Source organism: Streptomyces sp. NPDC055103 (assembly GCF_053607625.1).
This window is the reverse complement of record NZ_JBSGTX010000011.1, coordinates 1-16,184: the sequence shown is the minus strand read 5'-3', so window position 1 is coordinate 16,184 and position 16,184 is coordinate 1. Positions and strand designations below refer to the sequence as shown.

General features: G+C 70.1%; 15 protein-coding genes. 4 read left to right on the top strand and 11 right to left on the bottom strand.

All coding sequences use genetic code 11. The annotated features are described in order from the left end of the window. Positions 1-25: 25 nt before the first annotated feature. From ACWFR1_RS09790 to ACWFR1_RS09780, 3 genes are all read right to left on the bottom strand, one after another. Positions 26-964 carry an FKBP-type peptidyl-prolyl cis-trans isomerase gene (locus tag ACWFR1_RS09790; protein WP_453548546.1) on the bottom strand — a complete coding sequence of 313 codons (939 nt, stop codon included), beginning with the start codon at positions 962-964 and terminating at the stop codon, positions 26-28. Between the two features lie 118 nt (positions 965-1,082). Further along, positions 1,083-2,444, bottom strand: coding sequence for a Pup--protein ligase (pafA, locus tag ACWFR1_RS09785; protein WP_024755470.1), 1,362 nt, complete (start codon positions 2,442-2,444; stop codon positions 1,083-1,085). Positions 2,445-2,513: 69 nt separating this feature from the next. Next, the gene (locus ACWFR1_RS09780) at positions 2,514-3,788 is read right to left on the bottom strand and encodes an MFS transporter (protein ID WP_453548541.1); all 1,275 of its coding nucleotides are present in this window, start codon (positions 3,786-3,788) and stop codon (positions 2,514-2,516) included. 202 nt (positions 3,789-3,990) lie between these two features. On the opposite strand from ACWFR1_RS09780, the gene ACWFR1_RS09775 reads away from it, so the two are divergent. After that, the gene (locus tag ACWFR1_RS09775; RefSeq protein WP_453548539.1) at positions 3,991-5,010 is read left to right on the top strand and encodes a LacI family DNA-binding transcriptional regulator; all 1,020 of its coding nucleotides are present in this window, start codon (positions 3,991-3,993) and stop codon (positions 5,008-5,010) included. Positions 5,011-5,118: 108 nt separating this feature from the next. Here the strand turns inward: ACWFR1_RS09775 and prcA are convergent, their stop codons facing one another. From prcA to arc, 5 genes are all read right to left on the bottom strand, one after another. Then, positions 5,119-5,871 carry a proteasome subunit alpha gene (gene prcA, locus ACWFR1_RS09770; RefSeq protein ID WP_453548537.1) on the bottom strand — a complete coding sequence of 251 codons (753 nt, stop codon included), beginning with the start codon at positions 5,869-5,871 and terminating at the stop codon, positions 5,119-5,121. Positions 5,872-5,917: 46 nt separating this feature from the next. Continuing rightward, positions 5,918-6,757, bottom strand: a complete 840-nt coding sequence (gene prcB / locus ACWFR1_RS09765) for a proteasome subunit beta (RefSeq protein WP_453548535.1) — start codon at positions 6,755-6,757, stop codon at positions 5,918-5,920. Positions 6,758-6,918: 161 nt separating this feature from the next. Then, positions 6,919-7,131, bottom strand: a complete 213-nt coding sequence (locus tag ACWFR1_RS09760; protein WP_055644448.1) for a ubiquitin-like protein Pup — start codon at positions 7,129-7,131, stop codon at positions 6,919-6,921. A gap of 159 nt (positions 7,132-7,290) precedes the next feature. Further along, positions 7,291-8,802 carry a depupylase/deamidase Dop gene (gene dop / locus ACWFR1_RS09755; RefSeq protein WP_453548533.1) on the bottom strand — a complete coding sequence of 504 codons (1,512 nt, stop codon included), beginning with the start codon at positions 8,800-8,802 and terminating at the stop codon, positions 7,291-7,293. Between the two features lie 202 nt (positions 8,803-9,004). Then, positions 9,005-10,771, bottom strand: a complete 1,767-nt coding sequence (arc, locus tag ACWFR1_RS09750) for a proteasome ATPase (RefSeq protein WP_453548531.1) — start codon at positions 10,769-10,771, stop codon at positions 9,005-9,007. 243 nt (positions 10,772-11,014) lie between these two features. Here arc and ACWFR1_RS09745 point away from each other — a divergent pair, with 243 nt between their 5' ends. Beyond that, positions 11,015-11,326, top strand: a complete 312-nt coding sequence (locus ACWFR1_RS09745; RefSeq protein WP_453548529.1) for a ferredoxin — start codon at positions 11,015-11,017, stop codon at positions 11,324-11,326. Positions 11,327-11,330: 4 nt separating this feature from the next. Here ACWFR1_RS09745 and ACWFR1_RS09740 read toward each other — a convergent pair whose 3' ends face one another. From ACWFR1_RS09740 to ACWFR1_RS09730, 3 genes are all read right to left on the bottom strand, one after another. After that, the gene (locus ACWFR1_RS09740) at positions 11,331-11,918 is read right to left on the bottom strand and encodes a hypothetical protein (protein ID WP_453548527.1); all 588 of its coding nucleotides are present in this window, start codon (positions 11,916-11,918) and stop codon (positions 11,331-11,333) included. A 263-nt stretch (positions 11,919-12,181) separates the two neighbouring features. After that, on the bottom strand, positions 12,182-13,069 hold the full coding sequence (locus ACWFR1_RS09735) for a tRNA (adenine-N1)-methyltransferase (RefSeq protein WP_015032448.1): 888 nt from the start codon (positions 13,067-13,069) through the stop codon (positions 12,182-12,184). 18 nt (positions 13,070-13,087) lie between these two features. Beyond that, the gene (locus ACWFR1_RS09730) at positions 13,088-14,221 is read right to left on the bottom strand and encodes a site-2 protease family protein (protein WP_453548756.1); all 1,134 of its coding nucleotides are present in this window, start codon (positions 14,219-14,221) and stop codon (positions 13,088-13,090) included. Between the two features lie 180 nt (positions 14,222-14,401). Here ACWFR1_RS09730 and ACWFR1_RS09725 point away from each other — a divergent pair, with 180 nt between their 5' ends. Continuing rightward, positions 14,402-15,304 carry a RecB family exonuclease gene (locus tag ACWFR1_RS09725; protein ID WP_453548524.1) on the top strand — a complete coding sequence of 301 codons (903 nt, stop codon included), beginning with the start codon at positions 14,402-14,404 and terminating at the stop codon, positions 15,302-15,304. Between the two features lie 63 nt (positions 15,305-15,367). Further along, positions 15,368-16,042, top strand: coding sequence for a response regulator (locus tag ACWFR1_RS09720; protein WP_453548522.1), 675 nt, complete (start codon positions 15,368-15,370; stop codon positions 16,040-16,042). Positions 16,043-16,184: the final 142 nt, after the last annotated feature.

Genomic DNA, 16,184 nt, shown 5'->3' with positions numbered 1-16,184 from the left:
GATGAACTGCGTGATCGGGACAGTCTTACATCTTCGTCAGGATGTCCACGGCGAACACCAGCGTGGATCCCTTCGGGATGCCCTGCTTCTCCTCGTTGCCGAACGCCTCGGACGGCGGGGCGACGATGAGGACACGGCTGCCGACCTTCTTGCCGACGAGGCCGTTCTTGAGGCCCTTCAGCGTGAGCTGCGCGAGCGGGAAGTTCGCGGGCTTGCCGGTGGTGTAGGTCGAGTCGAAGACCTTGCCGTCCTTCCAGAGGGCGGCGACGTAGTTCACGACGACCGTGTCGGTCTCCTTGACGACCTCGCCCTTGGACTCGAGCACGTAGTTCGAGACGAGCTTGGTCGGCGGGGCGACCTTGGGGACGGTCAGCGAGGGCGCCTTGCCGTCGGTGTTCGTCCCGACCTTCGGCAGGTCCTTGTTGTCCTGCGCGACCGGCGTGCCGGTGGCGGACTTCGGGATCGTGACGGACTTCAGGATGTCCACGACGAAGACGAGGGTGGCGTTGGGCTTGATGTCGCCCTGGCCCTGCGCCCCGTAGCCGAGCTCCGGCGGGATGCCGATCTCGATGCGGCTGCCGACCTTCTGGCCCTCAAGGCCCTGGTCCCAGCCCTTGATGACCGCGCCGGCGCCGAGGGTCAGGTCGAACGGCTGACCGCGGTCGAAGCTGTTGTCGAAGGGGGTGGTGGAGTCCCAGGCCTGGCCCAGGTAGTTCACCTGGAGCGCGTCGCCCTTCTTCGTCACCGCGCCGTCACCCTCGCTGATGACGTTGACCTTCAGTTCCTTGGGCGGGTCACCCTCGCCCTTGGAGAGGGTCGGCTTCTCACCGAACTTGGCCCCCGCGGTGATGGCGGGCAGCCCGTTCTTCATCGAAGCGGAATCGGAGCCCTTGTCGTCGCTGCCGCACGCCGCTGTCGAGAGCAGCAGCAGCGGGACGACGAGAAGGCCGGCAAGTCGGCGCACGTGTTCCTCAGATCTCAGACGGCACAGTAGTTGTGCCGACACTCTAGGGGACCCTCCTGTCACGTCGAGGGCCCCGCACGCCAAACGTGCGGGGCCCTGGGACTCGTACGCGCCGGTCCTACATTCCGGCGATCAGCTTTTCGACGCGGTCGTCGACGGAGCGGAACGGGTCCTTGCACAACACGGTCCGCTGTGCCTGGTCGTTGAGCTTCAGGTGGACCCAGTCGACGGTGAAGTCCCGGCGCTGCTCCTGCGCGCGGCGGATGAAGTCGCCGCGGAGCCGTGCCCTGGTGGTCTGCGGGGGCACCGACTTGCCCTCGAAGATCTTCATGTCGTTGCAGATCCGGGCCGCCTGCCCGTTCTTCTGCAGCAGGTAGTAGAGCCCGCGGCGGCGGTGGATGTCGTGGTACGCGAGGTCTATCTGCGCGACCCGCGGGTTCGACATGGTCATGTTGTGCTTGGCTCGGTACCGCTCGATGAGCCGGTGCTTCATGACCCAGTCGATCTCGGTCTCGATGCGGTCGAGGCGCTCGCTCTCGATGGCGTCGAGCGTACGGCCCCACAGCTCCAGGACCTGCGCGACGGTGCCGGTGCGGATCCCGCGCCGGTCGACGAAGTCGACGGCCTTCTCGTAGTACTCGCGCTGGACCTCCAGGGCGGAGGCCTCGCGGCCGCTGGCGAGCCGGACCTTGCGCTGGCCGGTGATGTCGTGGCTGACCTCGCGGATCGCCCGGATGGGGTTCTCCAGGGTCAGGTCGCGCATCACGGTGCCGGCCTCGATCATGCGGAGCACCAGGTCGGTGGCGCCGACCTTGAGCAGCATGGTCGTCTCGGACATGTTCGAGTCGCCGACGATGACGTGAAGGCGGCGGTAGCGCTCGGCGTCGGCGTGCGGCTCGTCCCGGGTGTTGATGATGGGCCGGGAGCGTGTCGTGGCGGAGCTGACGCCCTCCCAGATGTGCTCGGCACGCTGGGAGACGCAGAAGACCGCGCCGCGCGGGGTCTGGAGGACCTTTCCCGCACCGCAGATCAGCTGCCGGGTGACGAGGAAGGGAATGAGGATGTCCGCGAGCCGGGAGAACTCCCCGTGGCGGGCGACGAGATAGTTCTCGTGGCAGCCGTAGGAGTTTCCGGCCGAGTCGGTGTTGTTCTTGAAGAGATAGACGTCGCCCGCGATTCCCTCCTCGTGCAGGCGGCGTTCGGCGTCGACCAGCAGGCCCTCGAGAATGCGCTCGCCGGCCTTGTCGTGGGTGACCAGTTCGGTCACGTCGTCACATTCCGGTGTGGCATATTCCGGATGCGAACCCACGTCCAGGTACAGGCGGGCGCCGTTCCGCAGGAAGACATTGCTACTGCGGCCCCATGACACGACACGGCGGAAGAGGTAGCGCGCCACTTCGTCAGGAGACAGTCGGCGCTGTCCCCTGAACGTGCACGTGACGCCGTACTCGTTCTCCAGCCCGAAAATGCGGCGGTCCATGTCTGAACATTACGCCTGACGGCGTGTGATGAAACCGGGTTGGGCGTTCCCGTTTCGATCATTTTCCGATCAGTGCGCGTTCTTTTCCGTATGTACGGGGGTGGGGCCGCCCGCGCTGACGGCGTGTCGCGCGTCGTACCCGGCCGGGGCCTCGGGTGCGTCGAGGACGCGGCCCGTGGCGAGGAGCACGAGCAGGGCGACGACACCACCCACTCCGGCGACGGCGAATCCGGTGACGGTCCCGGCGAGTTCGACGGCGGGTCCCGCGACCGCGGAGCCGAGGGCCGAACCGACGCCGAACGTCGTGACGAGCCAGGAGAAGGCCTCGGTGACGGTGCCGGCCGGGGCGTGCCGGTCGACGACGATGAACGCGCAGGCGAGCACCGGGGCGAGGAACACGCCGGAGAGGACCGCGAGGCCAGTCATGGCGACCGGGCCGGGGGTCAGGGTGAGCGGCAGGTAGCAGAGCGCGAGGAGCAGGACGAGGACCCGCAGCCGCTTCTCGGGCGTGCCGGCCCACGGCCGGGCGCCGTAGGCGACGCCGCCGAGGAGGGCGCCGAGGCCGAGGGCGGCCATCAGCCAGCCGTAGACGGAGGGGGTGCCCAGGTCGTCGGCGTAGGAGACGGCGGCGACGGTGATGGAGCCCAGGGCGAGGCCGACGAAGAAGAAGGAGCCGAGGAGGGCCAGGAGGCCGGGCGAGCGCAGTGCGCCCAGCCAGTGGGCCTCGCGGGGCGCCGAGCGCCAGGTGCGGGAGGGCTCGGAGAGGACGACGGCGAGGGCGCCGAGGACGCCGAGGACGTTGATGACGAGGAGGGCCGCGGCGGGCGACCGGAGCGAGACGAGGAGCGTCAGCAGGAGGGGCCCGACGGTGAACATGACCTCCTGGGCGACCGCGTCGAGCGCGTAGGCGCGGTGCACCCGGTCCTCACGGCCGAGGACGCTCGGCCAGAGGGCCCGCAGCCCGCCCTCCAGGGGCGGGGTGAAGAGGCCGGCGAGGACGACGGCCGCGTAGGCGAGGGCGAGGTTCCCGATGCCGGTGAAGGCCAGCAGGACCATGCCGAGGGCGGAGAGGACCGCGGCGGGCAGCTGGACGCGCGGCTGGCCCTTGAGGTCGACGGCGCGGCCGAGGAGGGGCTGGCCGACGGCGGTCGCGACGCCGTAGGCGGCGATGAGGCCGCCGGCGAGCGTGTAACTGCCGCCCTGGTCGCGCACGAAGAGGGTGAGGGCGATGGGGCCGGTGCCGTTGGGCAGCCGCCCGACGAGCGTGCCCGCGAGCAGCCGGGCCGCGTGCGGTGCCCGGAGTATGTCGAGATAGCCGCCGTGTGCCGTGGCCTCGGTGGCCATGTCGGTCTCCCCTCACCCTCGGACCCCGCCGAGGTTTTACGTATAACGTCCGGCATCATACGTACCACGTCGGCGGTCCGCGGGTCCACCCCTCGTCCTGGTCACGACGGGGTAGTGTCCGGAGCCCACCCGACGTACCGAAGCACCTGGGGCCACCTGGCGCCGCGGTGCGTACCGTGACCCGTCCGACGCGGAGGCTTGTGTGCAGACCCCGGAGCCGCTCGGCGGCACGCGCCCGACCAGCCGGGACGTCGCCCGGGTCGCGGGCGTCTCCCAGGCCACTGTGTCGCTCGTCCTCGGCGACAAGTGGCGCGGGCGCGTCTCCGAGCGGACGGCCGACGCGGTGCGGGAGGCGGCGCGGAGCCTCGGCTACCGCCCCAACCTCGCCGCCCGCAACCTCCGCCTCGGCCACACCCGCACGGCGCTCCTCGTCGTCCCGGCGCTCACCAACGAGTTCTTCGCCCGCGTCTACACGGGCGCGGCGACCGTCGCCGCCCGGCACGGCTTCGGCGTGGTCCTGTACCCCTCCCCCGACGGCGTCGGCCCGGCCAAGGACCCGTTCGCCTCGGCCCGCGCCGCCCTCGACGGGGTCATCGCCTCCTCGATGGCCTCGGACGCACTCAAGGCCTTCCGGGGCACCGACCTGCCCCTGGTCATGCTCGACAGCGACCCCGCCGATTCCGCCGCCGCCGCGCACGTCAACCTCGACATCGCGGACGGCATGCGTCAGGTCACCGGTCACCTGCTCTCCCTCGGCCACCGGCGCTTCGTCCATCTCGCCTCGGCCGTGCCGTCCTGGACCTTCGACGTCCGGGCCGCGGCGCTCGCCGAGGCCCTCGCCGACGCGTCGGTACGGACCGTCCGCGCGCCCCTGGACGTGCACGGCGCCATGGCCGCCACCGAGCGCGCCCTCGCCGCGCCCGGCCCACGCCCCACGGCCCTCGTGTGCGACGACGACATCCTCGCGGCGGGCGCCTGCAAGGCCCTGCGACGCCTGGGACTGCGGGTCCCCGAGGACGTCTCGGTCACCGGCTTCGACGACCTCGCGCTCGCGACCGCCGTCGAACCGGAGCTGACCACGGTCGCCCTGCCCGCCGAGCGCATCGGGGAGCGGGGCATGGCGGCCCTCCTGGCTGTCCTCGCGGGCGAACCGCCGCGCCCGGACGACCTCCCGGTCACCCTGGTCCCCCGCGGCTCCTCGGGGCCCGCACCGACGGCCTGAGGCCCGGGACGGACGCGCCGGCTCCGGCCGCACGGACGCCGAGGGGCCCCGGTCCGCTCGCGCGCACCGGGGCCCCTCGGGCAGGACTCGGGAGGATCCCGGGCCCGTCTACTCCTCGGGCGCCTCGTCCGAGGGCTCGTCCGTCTTCGCGATGGCCGCGTTGTCCGCCTCCAGGAGGCGCGAGAGCTGCCGGCCGACGATCCGCTTGAACTTGCGCTGCTGCGGGCGCGTACGGTCCAGGACCGCCACCTCGAGGCGCTCCGCGGGGATCTCCCGCTCGCTGCCGTTGGTGTCCCGCGAGAGCGCCTGCACGGCCAGCTTCAGGGCCTCGGCCAGGGACATGCCGTCCCGGTGGCGCTGGTCCAGGAAGGAGCCGATCTGCTCCGCGTTGCCGCCGACCGCGACCGAGCCGTGCTCGTCCACGATCGAGCCGTCGTGGGGCAGCCGGTAGATCTGGTCGCCCTCCGGCTCGGCGCCGACCTCGGCGACGACCAGCTCCACCTCGTACGGCTTCTCGCCCGCGCTGGAGAAGATCGTGCCCAGCGTCTGCGCGTAGACGTTGGCCAGGCCGCGCGCGGTGACGTCGTCCCGGTCGTAGGTGTAGCCCCGCAGGTCGGCGTACCGCACGCCGCCGATGCGGAGGTTCTCGTACTCGTTGTACTTGCCGGCGGCGGCGAAGCCGATCCGGTCGTAGATCTCGCTGAACTTGTGCAGTGCGCGCGACGGGTTCTCGCCGACGAAGACGATGCCGTCGGTGTACTGGAGGACGACGAGGCTGCGGCCTCGGGCGATGCCCTTGCGGGCGTACTCCGCCCGGTCGGCCATGGCCTGCTGGGGTGAGACGTAGAACGGAGTGGACACCGGCGGTCCGTCCCTTTCTTCTGGGCTTCTACAGAGCGACGAGTGGTCAGAGCAGGGCGGCGCGCGGCCCGTCGGGCTGCGCGAGGCGCCCGTCGGTGACCGCCCGGGCCAGCCCGGAGGACTCGGCGTCGGTGAGCCTGCGGAAACCCTCCTCGGTGATGACGGTGACGAGTGGGAAGATCCGGCGGGCCATGTCGGGGCCGCCGGTCGCCGAGTCGTCGTCCGCCGCATCGTAGAGCGCCTGCACGACCAGGGTCGTGGCCTGCTGCTCGGTGAGGTCGGACCGGTAGAGCTTCTTCATCGACCCGCGCGCGAAGATCGAACCGGAGCCGGTGGCCGCGAAGCCCTGCTCCTCGGACCGACCGCCGGTGACGTCGTAGGAGAAGATCCGGCCCTTGCCCTTGCTCTCGTCCCAGCCCGCGAAGAGCGGGATGACGGCGAGCCCCTGCATGGCCATGCCGAGGTTGCCGCGGATCATGGTGGACAGGCGGTTCGCCTTGCCCTCCAGGGAGAGCGTGGCGCCCTCGACCTTCTCGAAGTGCTCCAGCTCCAGCTGGAAGAGCTTGACCATCTCCACGGCCAGACCCGCGGTGCCCGCGATGGCGACGGCGGAGTACTCGTCGGCCGGGAACACCTTCTCCATGTCCCGCTGCGCGATCATGTTGCCCATGGTGGCCCGCCGGTCGCCGGCGAGGACGACCCCGCCGGGGAAGGTGACCGCCACGATGGTCGTGCCGTGCGGGGCCTCGATGACGCCCTCGGGCAGCTTCCGGTGGCTCGGCAGCAGCTCCGGCTTGTGGGCGGACAGGAAGTCCAAGAACGAGGACGATCCCGGCGTCAGGAAGGCCGCCGGCAGACGCCCGGTGCTACGAGGGTTGGCTTCCACGCGATTCCTTCCGGGTGGGAGAGTCGGCCCGCCGTGGGACGCGCGGGCCGATCTTGCTTGCTGTGCACGGACCATACCCGTGCCATCGCCTGTCATCCGTCCCCGGACCCACGGCTTTCTCCGGGGCTCCGGGGACGGAGGTGTACAGGCGCGCGAGGCGGCTACTCGCCGCCCTTCTGCACGAAGCTTCGGACGAACTCCTCCGCGTTGGACTCGAGGACGTCGTCGATCTCGTCCAGCACGGAGTCCACGTCGTCGCTCAGCTTCTCCTGGCGTTCCTGGAGGTCGGAGCTCGCCTCCGTGGTGGTCTCCTCGACCTCCTCCGTGGATCGCGTCGCCTTCTGCTGTCCGCCGCCGGTGTCCTTGGTCGCCATATCCCTCACCCCGCTCGAATCGGCCCGCTCGGTTGAGTCCGTACAAGATCAGACCCTATAGGTCGGGTCTGACTTCGGCCCCGTGGTTTCCACTTCGCCCGGGCACTGTTTCCATGATTCCCAGTGCCGGGGCATTTCAGGCCCGCGTCGGGGCCCCGATCATCCGCCGGAGAGCACGCGGACGAGTTCCTCCGCCGTGCGGCAGCGGTCCAGGAGCGCTGCCACATGGGCCTTGGTGCCGCGCAGCGGCTCCAGGGTCGGGACGCGCTGGAGCGAGTCCCGGCCCGGCAGGTCGAAGATCACCGAGTCCCAGGAGGCGGCGGCGACGTCGTCGGCGTACTGCTCCAGGCAGCGGCCCCGGAAGTAGGCCCTGGTGTCCTCCGGAGGCGCCGTCTGGGCCTGCCGCACGTCGGTCTCGTCCAGGAGCCGCTTGATGCGTCCTCGGGCCACCAGGCGGTTGTACAGGCCCTTCTCGGGGCGCACGTCCGCGTACTGGAGGTCCACCAGGTGCAGGCGGGCCGCGTCCCAGTCCAGGCCGTCGCGCCGCCGGTAGCCCTCCATGACCTCCAGCTTGGCGATCCAGTCGAGCTCGCCGGCGAGGCTCATCGGATCGTTCTCGAGCCGGTTGAGGGTGTCCTCCCAGCGCGTGAGGACGTCCTTCGTCTGCTCGTCCGCGTCCGAGCCGTACCGCTCCTCCACGTACTTCCTGGCCAGCTCGAAGTACTCCATCTGCAACTGGACCGCGGTGAGCGTCCGGCCGCTGCGGAGCGTGACCAGGTACTGGAGGGTCGGGTCGTGCGAGACCTGGTGGAGCGTCTTGACCGGCTGGTCGACGGCGAGGTCGACGGTGATGAAACCGTCCTCGATCATCGAGAGCACCAGGGCGGTCGTGCCCAGCTTGAGGTAGGTCGAGATCTCCGACAGGTTCGCGTCGCCGATGATCACGTGCAGGCGGCGGTACCGCTCGGCATCCGCGTGCGGCTCGTCCCGGGTGTTGATGATGGGCCGCTTGAGGGTGGTCTCCAGACCCACCTCGACCTCGAAGTAGTCGGCGCGCTGACTGATCTGGAAGCCGTTCTTCCGGCCGTCCTGGCCGATGCCGACCCGGCCCGCGCCGGTCACGACCTGGCGGGAGACGAAGAACGGCGTCAGGTGGCGCACGATGTCCGAGAAGGGGGTCTCCCGCTTCATCAGGTAGTTCTCGTGCGTGCCGTAGGAGGCGCCCTTGTTGTCGGTGTTGTTCTTGTAGAGGTGGATCGGCTGGGCCCCGGGGAGCTGGGCGGCGCGTACGGCCGCCTCCGCCATGATCCGCTCGCCGGCCTTGTCCCAGAGGACGGCGTCGCGCGGATTGGTGACCTCGGGCGAGCTGTACTCGGGGTGGGCGTGGTCCACGTAGAGGCGTGCCCCGTTGGTGAGGATCACGTTGGCCAGGCCGATGTCCTCGTCGGTGAGCTGGCTCGAGTCCGCGACCTCGCGGGCGAGGTCGAAGCCGCGGGCGTCCCGCAGCGGATTCTCCTCCTCGAAGTCCCAGCGGGCGCGGCGCGCCCGGTGCATCGCCGCCGCGTAGGCGTTGACGATCTGGGACGAGGTGAGCATGGCATTGGCGTTCGGGTGTCCCGGGACGGAGATCCCGTACTCCGTCTCGATGCCCATTACTCGCCGTACGGTCATGCGGCCCTCCTTGCCCGGCGTCGCTCACAGTGCGCGACTCGGCGTTACCGAAGAGCCTAGAGCGGCTCAGCGCTGGTGGGGAGATCACTTGCGGTATTTCCCGTACCGCCGGAAGAAACCCGTGCTGCCGGGAGAAATCCTGGGACGGAATGCACCGGCTGCGGATGCCCGGTTTCCGGACATCCGCAGCCGGTGTGCGTTTCTACAGGTACTGACCGGTGTTGGCCACCGTGTCGATGGAGCGTCCCGTGTCCGCGCCCTGCTTTCCGGTGACGAGCGTACGGATGAACACGATCCGCTCGCCCTTCTTTCCGGAGATCCTGGCCCAGTCGTCGGGGTTGGTGGTGTTGGGCAGGTCCTCGTTCTCCTTGAACTCGTCCACGCAAGCCTGGAGGAGGTGGGAGACCCGGATGCCCTTCTGGTTGTGGTCGAGGAAGGCCTTGATGGCCATCTTCTTGGCCCGGTCGACGATGTTCTGGATCATCGCGCCGGAGTTGAAGTCCTTGAAGTAGAGGACTTCCTTGTCGCCGTTGGCGTACGTGACTTCGAGGAAGCGGTTCTCCTCGGATTCCGCGTACATCTGCTCGACGACCGACTGGATCATTCCGTGGGCGGCGGCGGCCTTGGAGCCGCTGTGCTCGGAGATGTCGTCCGTGTGGAGCGGCAGGGTGGCCGTGAGGTACTTCGCGAAGATGTCCTTCGCGGCCTCCGCGTCCGGACGCTCGATCTTGATCTTGACGTCGAGCCGGCCGGGCCGCAGGATCGCGGGGTCGATCATGTCCTCGCGGTTGGAGGCGCCGATGACGATGACGTTCTCCAGGCCCTCCACACCGTCGATCTCGGCGAGCAGCTGGGGGACGATGGTGTTCTCCACGTCCGAGCTGACACCGGATCCGCGGGTGCGGAAGAGGGATTCCATCTCGTCGAAGAAGACGATGACGGGGGTGCCCTCGCTCGCCTTCTCCCTCGCACGCTGGAAGACGAGGCGGATGTGCCGCTCGGTCTCGCCGACGTACTTGTTGAGGAGCTCGGGGCCCTTGATGTTGAGGAAGTAGGACTTCCCCGCGGGCTGGCCGGTCACCTCGGCGACCTTCTTGGCCAGCGAGTTGGCCACGGCCTTCGCGATCAGCGTCTTGCCGCAGCCCGGCGGCCCGTAGAGCAGGATGCCCTTGGGCGGTCGGAGTTCGTGCTCCTTGAAGAGGTCGGGGTAGAGGTACGGGAGCTCGACCGCGTCGCGGATCAGCTCGATCTGGTTGCCCAGACCGCCGATCTTCTCGTAGTCGACGTCCGGGACCTCTTCCAGAACGAGCTCTTCGACCTCGCTCTTGGGGATGACCTCGTAGACGTAGCCGGACCTGGAGTCGAGCAGCAGGGCGTCGCCGGGGCGGATGGTGACGTCCAGCAGAGGCTCGGCGAGCCTCACCACCCGCTCCTCGTCGGTGTGCCCGACCACCAGGGCGCGCTCGCCGTCCTCGAGGATCTCCTTGAGGGTGACGATGTCCCCGGCGCGCTCGAACTCCATGGCCTCGACCACGTTCAGCGCTTCGTTGAGCATGACTTCCTGGCCGCGCCGGAGCTCTTCGAGCTCGACGCTGGGACTCACGTTCACCCGGAGCTTGCGGCCCCCGGTGAAGATGTCGCACGTGCCGTCCTCGTTCACCTGTAGGAAGACACCGAAGCCGGCCGGCGGCTGTGCGAGCCGGTCGACCTCCTCCTTGAGGGCCACGATCTGGTCGCGGGCCTCACGGAGTGTATTGGCGAGCCGCTCGTTCTGCGCGGACACGCCGGCCAGGTTCGTCTGCAGCTCGACGATCCGCTCTTCGAGAATCCTCGTGTGTCGCGGAGAGTCGGCGAGCTTGCGGCGCAGGACGGCGATTTCCTGCTCGAGATAGGCAACCTGGCCGGCGGGGTCCTCAGACCCTCGCCCGGGCCGGATGCCGCGGTTGATGTCGTCGTCGTGGGCTGCCACGGTCCTCACCTCCTCCAAGGGGAGCTGGACGCTTCCTGACCCTACCTGCGTGGGTGGTGATTGAAACCCCTAGATCAAAAAGACTCCGGGCCGTGTCCGATCTTCACCCTTGCGCTTCCCCTCTCGCCAGAGGGAATACCCACCCTTTCGCGGTCTGAAAGCGGGCGGTTGTATCGTCGTCATGGGTCAACACCCTTCAGAGGTGGCCCGACTTACCCGCGCGAAGCAGAAACGGCAGGAGAAATGACCGTGCAGAACGAGGCCCCGGCGACGGGCGTCGAAGAGGCGCTGGAGGTCTGGATCGACCAGGACCTGTGCACCGGGGACGGGATCTGCGCGCAGTACGCTCCCGAGGTCTTCGAGCTGGACATCGACGGGCTCGCGTATGTGAAGAGCGCCGACGACGAGCTGCTCCAGGACAGTGGGGCGACGACGCGGGTTCCGCTGCCGCTGCTCCAGGACGTGGTGGACTCGGCGAAGGAGTGCCCGGGCGACTGCATCCATGTGCGCCGGGTCGCCGACAAGGTCGAGGTGTACGGCCCCGACGCGGAGTGACCGGTCAGGCGCTCCGCGCCTCGGTACGGGCGGTGCGGACGAACGTGCCGCCCTTCCAGGCCCAGCTGACCTGCTCCTTCTCGTCGGGGCAGCACCTGGGTACGTCCGGGGACGAGTAGCCGAGCAGCGTGGCGTGGACCGCTCCGTCGCGTACGGCGAGCTCGGTGATGTTCTTGTCCTGCGCCGGCGTGACGAGCGTGGCCACCACGCGCGCGGGGGCATCCGTACCCCTGCCCCGGGTGAGGACGTAGACGCCGCTCGGCGGTGTGCCGGAGCCGGCTTCGCAGTGCACGACCGCAACGGTCTCGGGGTTCCCGTCGCCGTCGAGGTCGCCGGAGACGCGCTTGGCGATCTTGTGGGGTGCTCCCCCGCAGTCCAGCGGGAAGGCGGCCGTGGCGGCCTCGGGAGCGGGTGCGGGGCTCGGGGCGGCGGGGGCCGCCGCGGTGGCTCCGGCGGGGCCCGGCTGGAGCAGTCCGGCGAGGGCGACGACCGCGGCGGTCGCCGTGGCGGTCGCCAGCCAGTGCGCCGGCCCGGCGTGGGTGTGCGCGAGGTCGGGCAGATCCGCGGGGTCCTGGGCGGCGGAGGGCTGCACGCGAGACGTCTCCTGTGGGGGCTGTGCGGAGGGTTTCGGGCATCGTGCCATACGTCACAGGGGGACGGAACAGGCGGGGTCGGCCTCGGCCGGCCGGCTTTCGGTGACGGCGAACATGAGGACGCCGCCGTCGAGTTCCCTCGCGTGGGCGGGGAACTCGGCGGCGGCGCGGCACGGGTGTCGGGGCGTCAGCCCCCGTACGGGGTGCGGGCCCTGGTTCCGGACGTCGGCATCGGTACGGGGAGCGGGCCCCGTTCGACGACTCAGCCCTTGTTGGGGCCTTCGTAGTCCTCGCCGTACGCGCCCTTGGCGGGGCGGCGGCGGCGCATCGGGGGCTCGACGCCGTCCGCGAGGCGACGGGCGGTGACGAGGAAGCCGGTGTGGCCGATCATGCGGTGATCGGGCCGGACGGCGAGGCCCTCGACGTGCCAGTTGCGGATCATGGACTCCCAGGGCTGCGGCTCGGCGTAGCAGCCGAACTCGCGGATGGACTCCACGGTGCGCGCGAGCTGGGTGGTCGTCGCCACGTAGCAGCAGAGGATGCCGCCGGGGACGAGGGCCTTGGAGACGGCCTCCAGGCACTCCCAGGGAGCGAGCATGTCCAGGATGACGCGGTCGACGTCCGTGTCGGACAGGTTGTCCTGGAGGTCGCCGACGGTCAGCTGCCAGGCCGGGTGGGGGCCGCCGAAGTAACGCTCGACGTTGCCCTTCGCGATCTCGGCGAAGTCCTCGCGGCGCTCGTAGGAGTGCAGCATTCCGCTGTCTCCGATGGCGCGCAGGAGGAAGCTGCTCAGCGAGCCCGAGCCCACGCCCGCTTCCACGACGCGCGCGCCGGGGAAGATGTCGGCGAAGGCCAGGATCTGACCCGCGTCCTTGGGGTAGACCACGGCTGCGCCGCGGGGCATGGACAGGACGTAGTCGGGGAGCAGGGGGCGCAGCGCGAGGTAGGCGACGTTTCCGGTGGTGCGGACAACGCTGCCCTCGGGGGCGCCGATCAGTTCGTCGTGCGGGAAAGAACCCTTGTGGGTGTGGAAGTTCTTTCCCTCTTCGAGCGTGAACGTGTAGTGACGGCCCTTGGGGTCGGTCAGCTGAACCTGGTCCCCGACCTTGAAGGGCCCGCGTCGGCGGGCGGCACCGGTCGGTTCGGACATGTGAACAGAGTACCGGGGTTACGAAGACGGTCGCGCCATGGCCCGGACGAACGCGCGCTCCACGTCGGTGGTGGCGAGGACGCCGTAGATCTCCCCGGCGTCCTCGACGACGAGGTACTCCGTGGCGGGGCTGGCGCGGAGGTGGTCGAGGAGGGGCTGTCCCGCGAGCTCGGCGGGGACGCGCATGCCCTCGGTGAGGTCCTGGGCGAGGGTGCTGACGGCGACCCAGGGCCGGCGGTGCTCGGGGACGGCGGCGATGGCGGCCTCGCGGACGATGCCGGTCGGGTCGCCGCCGGTGTCGACGACGACGAGGGCGCGGGCGCCGGCCTCGTTGGCACGGCGGAGGCCTTCGGAGAGGGGGGTGGAGGGTTCGACGGGGATGGCGCGCCGGGTGAGCGTGCGGGCGCGGAGCTCGGGGAGGTGTTCGCGGAGCCGGGCCATCCGGAGGCTGTTGCCGGCGCCGGTCCAGATGATCGCGGCCAGGATGGCGGCGAGGAGGGCGTCGGTGACGGTGTTGAGGCCGCTGATGTCGTCGGTGGCGTTGCCGAGGAGGCCGGTGCGGGTGAGCAGCGGCAGTCCGACGAGGACGAGGACGGCGAGGGCGCGGCCGACCCAGGCGGCGGCGACGGTGCCGCTCATGGGCTTGCCGGTGATCTTCCAGACGACGGCGCGGAGCATGCGGCCGCCGTCGAGGGGAAGGCCGGGGAGCAGGTTGAAGGCGGCGACGATCAGGTTGGAGATCATCAGGCCGGCGAGGAGGACACCGGGGACGGTGCCGGGCTCGACGGCGTACAGGGAGAGGTAGAACACGCCGGCGAGGACGAGGGAGAAGAGCGGGCCGACGAAGGCGAGGACGAATTCGCGGCCGGGGGTCTCGGTCTCCTTCTCGATCTCGGAGACGCCGCCGAAGAACTGGAGCTGGATGCGGCGCACGGGCAGTTTGAACCGGAGCGCGGCGATCGTGTGGGCCAGTTCGTGGACGAGCACGGAGGCGTAGAAGGCGACCGCGAAGAAGAGGGAGACGAGGTAGCGGGCGGCGCCGAGTTCGGGCAGGACCCGCTCGATCTGGTCGCCGAAGACCCAGGTGATGAGAGCGGCGACCAGGAACCAGCTGGGTGCGACGTAGACGGGCACGCCGAAGGGGCGGCCCATGAGGATCCCGCCGCCGGGCTCCTCGGTCCGCTGCGGCTTGCGCTCGTCCTGGTTCACGGGTTCCTTTCGTCGCGACGTGTGACCCACGTCGGTGCGTCACGGTTCGATCATGCAGTGCGACGGGGTCCCAGGTCGATGGTATTCCGCCCGTTGTCGGTGGCGGGTCGTAGGGTCTCTGTCATGAGTACGAGCGAGCAGGTGCCGGTGGAGCCCCGGGCGCCCATGTCGTTGTCGCCGTCGCGGGCGAGCGATTTCATGCAGTGTCCGCTGCTGTACCGGTTCCGGGTGATCGACCGGCTGCCGCAGAAGCCGAGCGCGGCGGCGACGCGGGGCACGCTGGTGCACGCGGTGCTCGAGCGGCTCTTCGACGACGAGGCGGCGGAGCGGACGGCGCCGCGGGCGAAGGCGATGGTTCCGGGGCAGTGGGAGCGGCTCCTGGAGTCGAAGCCGGAGCTGGGCGAGCTGTTCGCGGAGGATCCGGACGGGGAGCGGCTCGCGGGCTGGCTCGGCGAGGCGGAGCGGCTGGTCGAGCGGTGGTTCACGCTGGAGGACCCGACGCGTCTGGAGCCGGCCGAGCGCGAGCTGTTCGTGGAGACGGAGCTGGATTCCGGGCTGCGGCTGCGCGGGGTGATCGACCGCGTCGATGTCACGCCGTCGGGTGACGTGCGGATCGTCGACTACAAGACGGGCAAGGCGCCCCGGCCGGAGTACCGCGAGGGCGCGCTGTTCCAGATGACGTTCTACGCGCTGGTGGTCTGGCGGTTGAAGCGGGTGCTGCCGCGGCGGTTGCAGCTGGTCTATCTGGGCAGTGGGGACGTGCTGACGTACGACCCGGTGGAGGCGGATCTGCTGCGGGTGGAGCGGAAGCTCCTGGCGCTGTGGGACGCGATCCGGCTGGCGACGGAGACGGGTGACTGGCGGCCGAGGCCGACGAAGCTCTGCGGCTGGTGCGACCACCAGGAGGTCTGTCCGGAGTTCGGCGGGACTCCCCCGGTGTACCCCCTGAAGATCGTTTCCGCGCGCCCGCCGGAGTCGGGCGAATCCGGGCAGGGCAGAATGGACCCGGCGCCGCCGGCACCGTGACAGCGGCCCGTCTCGTGAGCCCGACCCACCCCGTAACCCTGCCCGCCCCGTGAAGGAGCCCTTGTGACGATCCGCGTCCTCCTGGTCGACGATCAGCCGCTGCTGCGCACCGGCTTCCGGATGATTCTGGAGGCGGAGCAGGACATCGCGGTGGTGGGCGAGGCCGGTGACGGTCTCCAGGCGCAGGAGCAGGTGCGCGCGCTGCAGCCGGACGTGGTGCTGATGGACATCCGCATGCCGCGGATGGACGGGGTGGAGGCGACGCGGCAGATCACCGGTCCCGGCCGGGACGGTCCGGCGAAGGTGCTGGTGCTGACCACGTTCGATCTGGACGAGTACGTGGTGGAGGCGCTGCGGGCGGGCGCGAGCGGCTTCCTGCTGAAGGACGCCCCGGCGAACGAGCTGGTGCAGGCGATCCGGGTGGTGGCGGCGGGTGAGGCGATGCTGGCGCCGTCGATCACGCGTCGGCTGCTCGACAAGTACTCGGCGCATCTGCCGACGGGCGAGGAGCAGATGCCGGACACGCTGGGCACTCTGACCGATCGTGAGGTCGAGGTGCTGAAGCTGGTGGCGCGGGGCCTGTCCAACGCGGAGATCGCGGCGGATCTGTTCGTCAGCGAGACGACGGTGAAGACGCACGTGGGCCATGTGCTGACGAAGCTGGGGCTGCGGGACCGGGTGCAGGCCGCGGTGTACGCGTACGAGAGCGGTCTGGTGCGGCCCGGCGGTAACCAGTAGCACGGTCGACAGGTACGGCGGAGGGGCCCGGCGCGCCCCCGGGGGGGGGCCGGGCCCCGGGTTTAAAACCCGGGTGAGAGGGTATAGAAGTCGTAGGGGGGTGAGGCGGGGCGCCTGGGGCCCGCCCCCCGGGGGACGCGCG